The 13,833-nt window shown below is 37.2% G+C and carries 9 protein-coding genes; all 9 read right to left on the bottom strand.

Translation table 11 applies throughout. From position 1 onward, the window contains the following. Window positions 1-42: 42 nt before the first annotated feature. Window positions 43-858, bottom strand: a complete 816-nt coding sequence (locus H1X92_RS06900; protein WP_180559449.1) for an ABC transporter ATP-binding protein — start codon at window positions 856-858, stop codon at window positions 43-45. Beyond that, a complete protein-coding gene (locus H1X92_RS06895) occupies window positions 858-1,904 on the bottom strand; it encodes a FecCD family ABC transporter permease (RefSeq protein ID WP_180559448.1) in 1,047 nt (348 codons plus the stop codon). The genes H1X92_RS06900 and H1X92_RS06895 overlap by 1 nt, the downstream gene beginning before the upstream one ends. Before the next feature lie 3 nt (window positions 1,905-1,907). Then, complete coding sequence (locus H1X92_RS06890) at window positions 1,908-2,918, bottom strand: FecCD family ABC transporter permease (RefSeq protein ID WP_180559447.1); 1,011 nt, start codon at window positions 2,916-2,918, stop codon at window positions 1,908-1,910. Continuing rightward, window positions 2,905-3,948: an iron-siderophore ABC transporter substrate-binding protein gene (locus H1X92_RS06885; protein WP_225505979.1), complete on the bottom strand. Its 1,044-nt coding sequence runs from the start codon at window positions 3,946-3,948 to the stop codon at window positions 2,905-2,907. The genes H1X92_RS06890 and H1X92_RS06885 overlap by 14 nt, the downstream gene beginning before the upstream one ends. A 29-nt stretch (window positions 3,949-3,977) precedes the next feature. Beyond that, on the bottom strand, window positions 3,978-6,179 hold the full coding sequence (locus tag H1X92_RS06880) for a TonB-dependent siderophore receptor (protein WP_180559446.1): 2,202 nt from the start codon (window positions 6,177-6,179) through the stop codon (window positions 3,978-3,980). A 38-nt stretch (window positions 6,180-6,217) separates the two neighbouring features. After that, entirely contained in the window at window positions 6,218-8,050 is a 1,833-nt protein-coding gene (locus tag H1X92_RS06875; RefSeq protein WP_180559445.1) for an IucA/IucC family protein, read from the bottom strand. A gap of 443 nt (window positions 8,051-8,493) precedes the next feature. Next, complete coding sequence (gene pgmB / locus H1X92_RS06870) at window positions 8,494-9,144, bottom strand: beta-phosphoglucomutase (protein WP_180559444.1); 651 nt, start codon at window positions 9,142-9,144, stop codon at window positions 8,494-8,496. Then, window positions 9,141-11,870 (bottom strand): glycoside hydrolase family 65 protein, encoded by a 2,730-nt coding sequence (locus tag H1X92_RS06865; RefSeq protein ID WP_180559443.1) that lies wholly within the window; start codon window positions 11,868-11,870, stop codon window positions 9,141-9,143. Before H1X92_RS06865 ends, pgmB begins: the two co-directional genes overlap by 4 nt. 41 nt (window positions 11,871-11,911) lie before the next feature. Then, window positions 11,912-13,345 carry a PTS trehalose transporter subunit IIBC gene (gene treB, locus H1X92_RS06860; protein ID WP_180559442.1) on the bottom strand — a complete coding sequence of 478 codons (1,434 nt, stop codon included), beginning with the start codon at window positions 13,343-13,345 and terminating at the stop codon, window positions 11,912-11,914. Between the last annotated feature and the right edge of the window lie 488 nt (window positions 13,346-13,833).

The following is a 13,833-nucleotide window of genomic DNA, read 5'->3' as shown; positions in this document are numbered from 1 at the left end:
TTTTATATTGCCAATACAAAATGTAATAAAATATCTTGTCGATTATTTATTGGTTTTATATTTTGGAATAATTAGTGGTTTACCCGATTCAGGATCTGAAATAATGCGACAGGCTAAACCAAATACATTTTTAATATTCTGTTCGGTAATAATTTTTTCAGGTTTGCCTTCAGCATAGATCTGCCCCTCTTTCATCATAATTAGGCGTGAGGCATAACGTAAAGCCAGATTAATATCATGTAATACCAAAACTAACGTTTTCCCTTGCTGATGCAAACGTTGGCAAAGATCAAGCATTTCAATTTGATGGGCAATATCTAAATAGGTTGTTGGCTCATCTAATAAAATGATCGGAGTTTGCTGAGCAAGTGTCATCGCAAACCAGACACGCTGACGTTGACCGCCTGATAATTCACTGACTAATTTTTGTGCCATAGGCCAAAGATCTACCGCCTTTAACGCATCATGCACCGCCCGTTCATCTTCAGTTGACCACTGTAAGAAAAAAGATTGATAAGGATAACGACCGCGTGAAACGAGTTCATAGATAGTCAATGGTTCTGTGATAACCGCGCCTTGCGCTAATAATGAGAGCTGCCGAGCAACCCATTTAGGTTTAGCGTGGAAAACATCCTTACCATCCAATCGAATTTCACCACACTGCGGTTGCATAATACGGCTAAGGGTTTTTAATAAAGTTGATTTACCGCAGCCGTTAGGTCCGATAATGACACTCAATTCATTATCATAAATAGCTATATTTATCTCTTTAATAATGCTTTTTTTGCCGTATCCAACAGAGACATCATGAGCTGTCAGCCGTGAAGCAACCGAGGGAGAATGAGTGGATGATACCATTAGCTTATTCTCCTAAATTCCATATACAATAAGTACATTAAATAAGTCCCACCAATGGCTGACGTGACTAAACCTACGGTTAAACGCCCCGGCGTTGGCAATATTAACGTAATAAAATCAGCGCTCAGCATTAATAAAGCGCCCACTAGCATCGAACAAAATAGTGCGACACCTTTATGCAAAATGATCCGCCGGGCAATTTGTGGTGCCGCTAATGCGACAAAAGCAACCGGCCCAACAACCAATACCGACAGGGTGGCAAAAATAATCGCTACCAGTATGCTGATAATTTGTACCAAACGAACGGGAACACCGAGTGTAATCGCAATATCATTACCTAAACTGATATAGTTTAATTGTTTACCTAACCAAAACAGAATAGGTATAAAAACCAACATACCACTAATTAGCACCACATCTTGCCAACCGCGATTAGCCAAACTACCACTTAACAGTGAGCGAATTTGTTGTGCCTGCTCAATACGCGTATTAGAAATGGCAAAATCAACTAAAGCCATACATAAAGCCGCAACAGCGATCCCTGAAAGCACAATTTTTACCGTCTGTATTTCACCACTTACGGCACCATTAGCAAGATAAACCAAAAATACGGCAATAATAGCGCCGCTCAGTGCGCCGACAGAAACGGGCACAACATCTGGCCAGAGTAATAGTACCGCCATAATGCCAACAGCGGCGCCGGCATTAATCCCAATAATGTCTGGACTAGCTAATGCGTTACGGGTGGTGATCTGAAAAAGCGCACCGGAAAGCGCCAGCGTCATACCGGCACCGATGGCAACTAATGCTCTAGGTAAACGGATCTGTAATAGAATAAATTGCTGATAGCGGGTTTTCATCTCTAACCAAGGATTATCCATCCCTTCCCGACCAAAGGCTAAAGTGAGATACAAGAACAATACTAACAACAGAAGTAAGAATAAAATTCTACTAGACGTCTGCCGTGAAGGAGTAATAAATCGTATATTGGCTAAACCAAATGTTTTAGTGCTCACTTGTTTAGTTGAAAAATCGATCTGGATCATATTTTACTCTACCATTCTGCTATCAGTTGGTTTTTTAGCTACCCAATAAAGCAAAGGAGCACCAACTAGGGCAGTGATAATACCCACCATCACCTCTTCTGGTGCAATCACTAACCGTGCTATCACATCAGAGATTAACAACAAACATGAACCCGCAAACATGCTATAAGGCAATAGCCAGCGAAAATCACTGCCTATCCAGGCTCGCATTAAATGGGGCGCCGCCAAACCGATAAAAGCAATTGGCCCAGCCATTGCGGTGGCAACAGCGGCTAGCATGCTAACACTTAACAGCGATAATAGACGTGTACGCGCAACATTCCCCCCCAAAGAGTGCACAATACCATCACCAAAAACCATAATATTTAATGCCGCACTCAATGAAAATGTTAAGGTGATAGCCACTAATAAATAGGGGATTAGCCAACTAGCCTCAGTTAATGATGTTGAATTTAAAGCACCCATGATCCAAAAACGGTAATTATCCATCGCTTGCGGGTGGATTAAAATAATGCCCTGCACTAACGCTAGTAAACAAGCATTAATAGCTACACCTGTTAAGATTAGTCTTACCGGGTTAGTATTACGGCTACTACCACTCATAAAATAAAACAGTAAAGTTGATAAACTAGCGCCAATAAAAGCAGCCCAAAAATGAGAGACATTGGTTAATACAGGAACAAAAGAGCAAAAAACAACTGCGGCGGCGGCACCGGCATTAATGCCTAATAAACCGGGATCACCAAGCGGATTACGCAGCAATCCTTGCGCTACTGCGCCTGCTAACGCTAATGCTGCACCGGCCATTAACCCAATAAAGGTACGGGATTCTCGAGCGTTAATGACTAAATCATAATAATTAACCTGACTGTTAGAGCAATAATGTTGCCAAATTGCTGATAACGGCACGGGCTTTGAACCAAAACTTAGACTGACCAAAATACAAAGGCAGGTTAATAGCAACATTAATAGTAATCCCAACACGCGGGTAATTCGTCGCTTAGGGTTTATCATGCTTGGCTAGCTCCTGCTGTAGTAATGACATAAATTTTGGTAATCCCCAGCGTAAACTAAGAGGCGAGCCATACGACATCGACATGACCAACGCTTGATCCGTTAATGGCATATAGACTCCCTGACGAACTGCCCGTATCGATTGGAATAGCGGTTGAGATTCAGTTTCTTGTCGCTCTTTTTCGCTGTTATACCAGGTTAACAAAATATCAGCATCATTCAGTAAGTCGGCATTTTCCAGACCAATATTGACAGCAAAATTACCAAAGGAGGCGGTGACTGTTTTTGCCAATGGCAATAATGACAAACCAATATGAACCAAGGTATCCACTCGCGGATCATTTTTTACATAAATGGACAAACTATTGGCTGTTGTCCCAGCCTTAATATAGGCAAACTGATAGTTTTGTATATTAGGGATGCGATGGCCGGTTGCGACTAACATTGCATCAAGTTCAGCGCTCAATTTTTTTCCCTGCTGTTGTTTATCCAAGGCATTAGCAATTAATTTAATTTGCTGTTGTGATGTTGTCTGCCATGGTTTATCTGGATAGGCGACCACAGGCGCAAAATAAGATAAAGAATTAAAATCCTCTTGTGTGATGCCTGATTGGGTTGCCAGAATTAAATCAGGTTTTAATTTAATAATTTTTTCTATATCCAATTCTGGATACATTTCAATAATCACGGGTAATCGGGCGCCGCGCCGCTCAATTTCTTCCTTAAACCAGGGTAAATATCCTTGCGCATCGCCACCCCAATAATGTGATTCAATCGCTATAGGCACGATCCCGAGTGCTAATAAGATATCCTCGCTACCACTTCCCAATGCCACAATCCGTTGCGGCTGTTGGTTAATTTCTGCTTTTCCTAGCGCAGTAATAATCGTTTTGGGATAGCCGATAGTATCTGACGATAAATTTGTTACTACCGGCGGTTTATCACAAGCAGTTAATAAAATTATCAGCCACATTAATGGCACTGTGAGCCCCATTTTATAAGATGCTAATCGTTGTTGCAGCAGTACCATTATTGATAACCTTTAAATCGATTATTTAATTAAAACTGATAATTTAGGGTCGCTTCAATATTACGAGGAGCACCATAATAATATTGTTTGTAATCACCCAATTGCGTGTAATAAGTTTTATCAAACAGATTATTCAAATTAACCGTTAGCGAAAGCGCCGGTGTAAATTGATAACGTCCCATTAAATTAACAACAGCAAAGCTCGCTTGTTCAACCTTCACTTGCTTCTTAGCTGGCCCATCGAGCAGTTGCCAAGTACTACCTTTCCAATTAACACCGCCGCCAATCGTCAGATTGCTCATCGCACCCGGCAAAGTATAAGTGGTAAACAGTTTAAACAATCTATTTGGCGTTTCTCTATTGATACGTTTTCCATTCGTATCCGTGCCGCGGAACTGGGTATAACCGGCATAAATTTTCCAATCATCAGTGAGCTGACCGCTGACTTCAACTTCAAAACCTCGGGTTTTAACGCCATCAATAGCGTAATAAACCCTGGAGCCATCCGGACGTGGTGGAGCATTACTATCTAATTGGGTAAAGTTATTCTGCCGGATCTCAAATAGCGCTAATGAATAATCAACACTATTATCCATCGCAATACCCTTTATTCCTAACTCAAAATTTTCCCCACTAACCGGTTTTAGTAGCTTGCCATTGCGATCAACCCGACTTTCTGGATCAAAGATTTGGGTATAACTCCCATACACAGAGGTATCTGGCGTAATATCATAAATTAATCCACCATACGGCACAAACTGATCACTATAACTGCCATTTTTTGGCTGATTGAAATCATCACCACGAGTTTTCCAACTGGTTATACGCCCGCCAAGAATAAGGGTTACAGGATCCATTAATGAGAGTTGAGTCACCGCATAACCCGCCGTTTGTTCAATATAGCCTTTTGAACCATAGGTGCGAGACTTTGACCAAGTGGGTTGCGGATAATTCCAATGAGATTGGCTAAAATCGCCTAAGGATTTACAAGTTCCCTTCAGCATACACAACGCACTGTAATAATCGTTTTGAAAATGCTGTTTTTGATAATTAATACCAAAACTCGCATGATGGGTACGGCTGAATAATCCATAATCACCATTAAGTTGTAAATCAAAACTAGTTTGACGGCGACTACCATCAATCAAGGTCATACTCCCTGGATACATACCCTGATTATTGTTAGGATTGGGGTATCCGGTGGTCCATAATACTTTTTGATCGAGGGTATTATTATCGTAAGTAAACGTTCCTTTCATACTCCAATTATTAGTAAATTGATGTTGTAAGCTGGTAAACATGGAGAATGAACGAACCTTGGAAAATGCCCAATCCGGCGCATAACTGGTATGACGCTTATAATCGGTCTTGCGCCCATCGGAGAAGAAAATCGGTAAGCCACCAAACATCCCCTGTCGAGTATGATTAAATTGGTAATCGGCACCTATTGTTAACAAGGTATTGGCAGTTAAGTCCATCTCGACAATGCCATAAAATGGATATCGCTCATGTTGTTCGCGATCAATAAAGGCATTGCCCCGTTGATAAGCGGTAACAAATCGCCCTCTCATCGTACCTGCCGCATTTAGAGGCCCAGACAAATCAAGCCCAGTTCTCCACTTATCCCAGGAACCGACAGCCATTATTACTTCACCACGGAAATCGCGAGTCGGTCGCTTACGGATCAAATTTATTACTGCTGAAGGCTGGCCTGGCCCGACCATCAAACCGGCCGCACCGCGAACAACTTCAATCCGATCGAATAAGATCGTATCCAATAAGTTATCACCATAATTAAAGCGCGTATCATAATAGGTCGCTACACCATCACGCAGAATATTTTTAATCCGCATTCCCCGCGAAGTAAAACTAAAACGATCGCTATCTGATTGACGCACGCTGATGCCAGCAATATTATCCACCGCGCTGGTAACATTTTTAAGATCCTGATCTAGCATTCGTTGCTTGGTAAGTACACTTACACTTTGTGGTGTTTCACGCGCTGAAAGATCTAATCCGGTAGCCGTTGACATCGATGAAGTATTATACATTCTGTTGTCTTCGGTAATACCTTTTGCTTCTGCCTTACCGGTTATAATAATAATATCGTCATTTTTAGCTGACTTTTCTGCAGCTAAAGCAGAATTGTTCCCTGATATAAATAGTGGAACCATCAAAGATAATATCTTCTTCAATGTCACCCTATAGCGATATAAATGTGGGTTAATCATTTTTCTCATCCCATCCCTAAAATTATTTATTGTTATAATTAGTTCGATATTGTTATTGTCTTGTTCATCTGCACCTTAACTGCATAGTTATCACGGAATGCATAGAGAGGATTGCGCAATTTTTCGGCGAATTTCAGATTTTTTTCTCGATCATCAAGATCGATCATCTGTTGATTATTCGCCATTTGTAACCGATTCAGACAAACACGCACAAAATCTGGCTTAAACAGATCAAACTTAGCGAATTTTTCTATTAGTTCTAAATGTTGTGATTGGTAGTTATAGATACACTGAGCCACTAATTGCCAAAATTGACTTTCCGCGAAAGAAAGATGTTTTTGCAGTAGAGGGACAAGATAACGGAAAAAACAGTCAAAAATATCCAGCAGAATATAGTTAATTTTCATCTCATCTTTGACCGTGACATGAAGAAACTCAATTTCTTTGGGTAATTGAATATCACTATTTAAGATAGCAATCTCTTCACCAATATCCTTCATTAACATTTTTACCGGTAGATTGTTTTCTAACACCAACATTAAGTTTTCACCATGTGGCATAAAGACCAAATCGTAGGCAAAAAAAGTATGTAGCAATGGTGACAGATAAACATCTAAATAACGTGAGATCCAATCTGCTACTGTAATGGCAGAATCTTCAATGAGTGCGGCAACAACAGCTTTACCTTGATTATCAAGATGTAATAATGAAGCCATGGTCATCAAACGCTGATCGCTGTTTAAAATGGTCATCGGGCTTTCTCGCCACAATGCTGATAACATTTTTTTATGCGGATTATTGTTCTTAATCGCTATTTCAAAATAAGGATTAAAATAACCTATTGCTGCATGTTCACGTAGGATAGTGAACCCTTTTTGCTGTAAAAATTTATCAGACTGGACTAGATGATTAAGCCATTCATTAACACTGGGTGTTGTTACCATGCTATGTGGATCTAACCCACGCATAAATCCCATATTCAGCACTGATAATGCCGTTTTGACATAATTTTTTTGCGGTTGACTAATATTAAAAAAGGTACGAATAGATTGTTGAGCCAGATAATCATGATGACCTTCGCCCAAATAAACAATATCTTGATTGGCAATATCAGCGGCAAAACTAATTGCAATCCGATGTTTCCATTGCCAGGGATGGAGCGGCATTAAATAATAATCCGCTAAATCTAAATCTAATGTCTGCATATATTGGGCAAATTGCGTGAGCAAATACTTCTCTAATTCTTGTTCCATTAATGCCGAATATGAGAGTGACGATAATGAGGAGAAAACGGTTTTATTACGATGGGCAGCAATCCAGACCAATTTGATTGGATTGGCGCTTTCTGGTGCATAATGTAAATAGTCATCAGCATCAAAACCGATCCTGCCATTATTTGCGATAAATACTGGGTGGCCTTCGGTCATCGCGGTTTCTACTATCTGATAATCAGCTCGTACCAGATCATGTGCCGTGAATCGATTATTTTGATACTTAAACGCATAACCATAAAGTGTGCTGGATATTTCATCAAGATAGATAGGTAGCATTGAGGCAGAAATATCCAATAATGGCAACAATTCAATAATAAGGGCGATGGCATCAATAACTTGTGGTTGACCATTCTTACTCCTACTTATCGAGCTAGGATTAATATCTAAATGATCAAGTTGATAGCTTTGCGCTTGAAAACGATAGTGTGATTGGCCAATCTCAATCGAATAACTATCGCCACAATTTAGTGGCTGAATTATTTTTTCGTGAAAAAGCTCACGTAATATTTTGGTGGCTAGGTGCTGGTTTGCATATAACCAATTCTTTTTAGTCAGATGTGAAGTTTGTGATTTTACTTTTGTACATAGTGAGTTCATTTAATAAAGCCCTTGTATTGCATATCCCTTTCAACATTCATCTATCAACATAAGCCATGATGCTAAAGCTTAATATTTTATTGATTTTTAAAGTAATAATTGAAACCTCTGAATATAGAAACTTGGATATAACCATCCAATTTTAGGTTTAAATTTCGCTCACTAAAATTTAATTATTTAGACTAATAGTTACAATAAATTATAATTAATTGACATTTGTTTACTTATGGAAATGATATAGAGAATCATTCTCATTATCAACTAGAAAAATATTAAGTTTTTTAATCATTACTCTTGCGAATGGAAAAAAACTAAATAATGGGTCAGGCAGGCAACCTATATATTAATGATATTTTAAATAATATCAATACTTGTTGCCTGACCAAAAGAGGGAAGATTTTATTAAATACGCATAATTTTTATCAAATAATTAACATATTTACTTACATACCCAAGAGTTGCTCAAAATTAATTTTTTCAAAACAGTCAACTCGTAAATCAGCACCGACTAAATTGTCTTGTGGCGATATACCAACAGAAAAAATATTCGCTCTATTTAATGCTTCAATGCCAGCTTGTGAATCTTCAAAACCAATCGCTTCACTAGGCGACACATCGATTAAATTGGCCGCAGTTAAAAAGATCTCTGGATCCGGCTTGCCTTTAGACAAAGAGTGAGGATCAACAATAACATCAAAATAATCTTTAATATTAAGTTGCTCGAGGATCATGGTGGCATTTTTAGATGCGGAGGCTATCGCACAAGGAATTTTGTTTTTTTTGGCTTGCTTAATAAAAGACAAAACTCCAGGCAAAATATTTTTTTCTGTCAGTTTACTGAGTAATTGCAGATAGTAATCATTTTTACGGTTCATCAGAATATTTTTTTCTGCCATACTGAAAGCATCAGCTTTATCACCATAACGTAAAATTTTTTCCAATGACTCAACTCTGCTTATTCCTTTCAAGCTTTCATTAAACTTCGCATCAAAATCAATATCTATCTGTTTAGCCAGATATTGCCAAGCTTTGAAATGATAAAAAGCAGTATCGACAATAACACCGTCAAGATCGAAGATCATTCCCTTCTTCATGCAACTACCTCATTTTTATAATCAAAGTTAGCAATTTTACCGGCAAAAATCTGATACGCCTGCTTACCCACCTTTATTTCAGTATCCTGATCACAAGTGATAGATAATTTTTCTTGCGTAATAAAAAATTGGTAATTAACGCCTAAGTGGCACAACTTAAACTGAAGATGCCGCCAATGAGTAGGTAATGAAGGATTGATATCCAATAACGGTTGACGAATATCTACCCCACCATATGTCATAATTGTCATATTGAGGGTAGCGGCCATTACGCCAGTATGAATACCTTCTGCTGTCGTTCCACCTTGAATATCCTGATAGTCAGAAAATAGAGCCTCATTATATAATTGCCATGATAAAGCTGACGATTTAATATTCTCAGCCAAAGAAGCATGGACAATACGAGATAGTGTCGAACCGTGGGAAGTTCGAGAAAAATAATAATTGAAATTTTTTTCTACATAATTATCAGAGGTAGGATAGTTCATTTTATTTAATAAATTTTTTATAACATCTTGCCTAAGGTTATGAAATACCATAAGCAAGTCTGCTTGTTTAGCGACTTTGTAATTATCGGCTGATTTCCCTTCAGCGCGCAGTATTCTGTCTAACCGATAAATATTAACGTATTTATTGCGGTATTTTTGCCAATCAATTTCTTTAAGGGCAAAATAACCATCAAATTGACCTATGATATTTTGCTCATTAATTGACAACGCTAAGTTTTGTTTAATGGTTGTTAATTGCTGCCAGAAATCAGTATTGATATCAACTCGATTTAAAATATTATTTAAATCCGGTTTTGACAGAGACAAAGCTATTATGTCAATTTGATTAAATAACCATGCCACCATTAAATTAGTATAAGCATTATCCTGCAAACCGGCTTCTTTATTGCCTAGACTATATTCATGAAATTCATCTGGTCCCATCACCCCGGTAATATGATATCGATTAGTCGATGCATCCCAGACTGTTTTACTCAGCCAAAACTTGGCAATCTCAATTAATAATTCCAGCCCAAAGTCGATCATAAATGGCTTATCGCCAGTATTTAGCCAATATAACCAAACATTATAAGCAATGCTTAAAGAAATATGACACTGTAAGTGACTATGATCAGGATCCCATTTTCCTGTCAGCGGATTTATATGTAAGGTTTGCGTCTGCTCACTACCATCGTGACCTGATTGCCACGGAAACATAGCACCTTGATAACCGGCTTGTGAAGCCGCATGTTTTGCGGCAGGTAACCGCCGATAACGGTACATCAGTAATTGGCGAGCGGTTGTTGGAAAATGCATAATATAAAATGGCAGAATGAATATCTCATCCCAAAAAATATGCCCTCGGTAAGCTTCTCCATGTAAACCTCTGGCAGTAACAGAAACATCTAATTTATGTTTGCCATTCGTTAATGGGGAACAAGAGCCTAATAGATGATAAGTATGTAAACGCAGAAGTTTTTGCGTCATCATATCACCAGCAATGACAATATCACTTTCCCGCCACAGTGTTTGCCAAGCAAGCTGACTTTCTGCTAACTGAGCGGCAAAATTAGGCAATTGCCATGTATTTACCTGTTGCCAATCTTGTTTAAAAACAGTAGAAATCGCGATCGCTACATTTTTCTCTAACCGATAACAGTTGCCTTGCTCCGCAGAAAAAACCACTTGTTGAACAATACTATTTTCATTTATCCTATTTTCGACACTATCTGGCGCAAAGAAATCACCACTAATTTCTGTCGAAATACCAATACCTATTTTACTTTGATAGGTTTGCGCTAATAAATAGGTTTTGTGTTTATCAGCAATTAAATCTTTTATCTGATAATGATAAGAATTGAGCGAACGATAACGTTCAACACCATAATTAAACGTTCCACCATCTGTTTTGGTACAAATGGTTATTTGATCAGAAAAGTTTAACGGACAAAATTGATATTCAATACTGTAGTGCGTCATTCTTGCCATATTAGTAAATTTTCGACAATCTATTTTTAAGCGACGCCCTGCTTCATCTTCAATTTGTAATTCACTCGATAAAATCCCTGCTTGCAAGTCTAATCGACGATAAAGAGATATGATCTTAAAATCAGTAAGATTAACAAATTTACCTTGGCCAATACGTAGCGAGATATATTGTGCATTGGGTGCATTCACGAAATCTTCATTATGCACTTGGTGACCATTTATTACCGAAATAGCTTGATTATAAAGCCCAGCAAGATAAGTTGCCGGATAGGTATCATCACTGATTACCATTTCAGGTAACGTACCCCTTAATCCTAAATATCCATTTGCAACAGTCAATAAAGACTCAGTGGTATATTCCGCTTTGCCTGGATTATATCCGCAATAATCAATGCTCCAACCTATTGTTTGTTGTTTCTCTGTTAAAGCATTTTTTAATGTTTCTTCAGCATTATCAAGCAAAATATCTGCTCGAATGAAAGGAACATTAAATATTTCAGCAAAACATTTCTCCATATCAACAACATCTTTATTAGCAATTTCTATACAAAATGGCGAATAAAACGCTAACGCATCTCCTTTTAATATTCCACCCTGAATATGGGGAAAATCTAATTTAATTTGCTTAATTAACGCTAATAAATCTAATTTATTAATTTTCTGATAGGTAACCGGATAAGATTTATTATTCATTTGGGCTTGGTAAACCACTAATTCTTGTGGTTTAAAAACAACATGCAAATAATTCATATTCAAATTCACTATTAAAAATATATTAGTCAAATAATCCTTTAATCAGAAATAAGTATGCCTTTTCGTTGTTGATAACGGTAAATCAATATCGTCAATATAATTGGAACAACAATAGCAATGATTGTGGCAAATGAGTAAACTAGCCAATAAATCGGTTGGATAGAAAGAATACCCGGCAATCCGCCCACACCGATACCGTTGGAAAGTACGCCACAAGCACCGCAGATAAAACCGGCAAAAGCAGAACCTACCATAGCGCAGAGCAAGGGAAAACGATAATAAAGATTAACACTATAAAGCGCCGGCTCAGTAACTCCCAGATAAGCAAAGATAGCGGCTGGGATGGTGACTTCACGTTCATTTTCTTTACGACTGACAATAATAATGCCAACTACAGCGGAGGCTTGTGCGATATTGGAAAGCGCAATAATTGGCCAAATTGGTGTTCCACCCTGCGCTTGCATTATCTGCAGATCAATCGCCAACGTAGTATGATGCACGCCACTGATTACTAATAGAGGATAGGTGAAACCAAAAATAGCAGAGCCGATTGGCGCAAAACCACCGAACATGATAATTCTAACTACTTCTGCAATTTCGTTACCTATCATTCGTCCTATGGGACCGAGTATTCCATGGGCCACAAAAACAGAAATGCTCAACGTAATAATAGGAACAATCACAAATTTTAAATAACCTGGAACATAACGACGTATAAATATTTCAAACCAACCTAAAAATAAGCCAGCAAAAATAGCGGGAATAACTTGAGCCTGATAACCTACTTTTTGAATAGTAAATAGATCAAAATCCCAAACAGCAGGTAACTGATTACCTAAATTATAGGCATTCATTAACTGTGGTGAAACTAATGTAATTCCAAGAATAATACCTAATATTGGCGTTCCGCCTATTTTTTTTACTGCTGACCAGCAAATTGCAACCGGCAAAAAATGAAAAATTGCCTCACAGGGCAACCAGAGAAAATCATAAATTGGTTTTAGTGCAGGATAAAATGCCACTAATGGTTGATTATTTACTATTGGCATTTCACCTAAAACATTTCTCAAACCTAACAACAAGCCGCCACAAATAAGCGCAGGCAACAAAGGGAAAAAAATTTCAGCCAGATTAGTTATTAACCGAGTCCAAATTTTTGGCTTCTTTTTAATCGCTATCTTAGCCCCTTTTTCGTCGTCGTCACTGTTTGTTATATCAAATTGTTCTTGAATTGCTTTATAATATTTATCTACATTAGTACCAATAACAATTTGTAATTGCCCTGCTTGATTAAAACAACCTTTAACTTCCGGCAGTTTTTTTAAATCTTCTATATTGGCCTTTTCTGGTTCATGTAAAATAAAACGTAATCGAGTCAAACAGTGGGTAAAACTATTTACATTATTTCTACCACCAATCGTAGAAATAATCTTGTTAATATTAACGTAATTTATTGTGATGTTCTTTAACATAATTTCAATAATTTTTTATTTTTACATAATAAAATATAAAATATCTCATCAATAATCATATTTCATAGAGATCAATCACAAAATAGATATAAAACAAAATGAATATAATTTTTTGAAAAAATATTATTTATTTTGAATAATGTAATGATAATTTTATGATTTTAATAAGCATTAGTATGAGCATTTTCCTTTTTAAAATAAATATAACTTACTTATGTCAATTTACTTTAAAAATAATTTTTCATTATTCTAATTTTTAGAATAAAAAAACAGAAAAAAATTTTACGACACTCAGTTATCAATAGAAATTTCCATCAAAAAAATTTATTAAATTAAAATAACATTCATATTAGTCATTATTATTAAATATAAAAATTGAAACTTTACTAAAGTTGTATTGATAGATGTTATTACTTGGTTTCAGTTATTTTAATAACATTTATCGTTAATCATTTTTTTTGTTCTAATTTAATATTTTTAATAAACTG

It is taken from the genome of Arsenophonus endosymbiont of Apis mellifera (assembly GCF_903968575.1).
Classification (GTDB): domain Bacteria; phylum Pseudomonadota; class Gammaproteobacteria; order Enterobacterales; family Enterobacteriaceae; genus Arsenophonus; species Arsenophonus apicola.
This window is presented reverse-complemented; position numbering and strand designations above follow the sequence as displayed.

Bases quoted from the DNA above. Each gene is read 5' to 3' on its own strand.
- H1X92_RS06900 (WP_180559449.1), bottom strand. From the start codon at position 858: ATGGTATCATCCACTCATTCTCCCTCGGTTGCTTCACGGCTGACAGCT.
- H1X92_RS06895 (WP_180559448.1), bottom strand. From the start codon at position 1,904: ATGATCCAGATCGATTTTTCAACTAAACAAGTGAGCACTAAAACATTT.
- H1X92_RS06890 (WP_180559447.1), bottom strand. From the start codon at position 2,918: ATGATAAACCCTAAGCGACGAATTACCCGCGTGTTGGGATTACTATTA.
- H1X92_RS06885 (WP_225505979.1), bottom strand. From the start codon at position 3,948: ATGGTACTGCTGCAACAACGATTAGCATCTTATAAAATGGGGCTCACA.
- H1X92_RS06880 (WP_180559446.1), bottom strand. From the start codon at position 6,179: ATGATTAACCCACATTTATATCGCTATAGGGTGACATTGAAGAAGATA.
- H1X92_RS06875 (WP_180559445.1), bottom strand. From the start codon at position 8,050: ATGAACTCACTATGTACAAAAGTAAAATCACAAACTTCACATCTGACT.
- pgmB (WP_180559444.1), bottom strand. From the start codon at position 9,144: ATGAAGAAGGGAATGATCTTCGATCTTGACGGTGTTATTGTCGATACT.
- H1X92_RS06865 (WP_180559443.1), bottom strand. From the start codon at position 11,870: ATGAATTATTTGCATGTTGTTTTTAAACCACAAGAATTAGTGGTTTAC.
- treB (WP_180559442.1), bottom strand. From the start codon at position 13,345: ATGTTAAAGAACATCACAATAAATTACGTTAATATTAACAAGATTATT.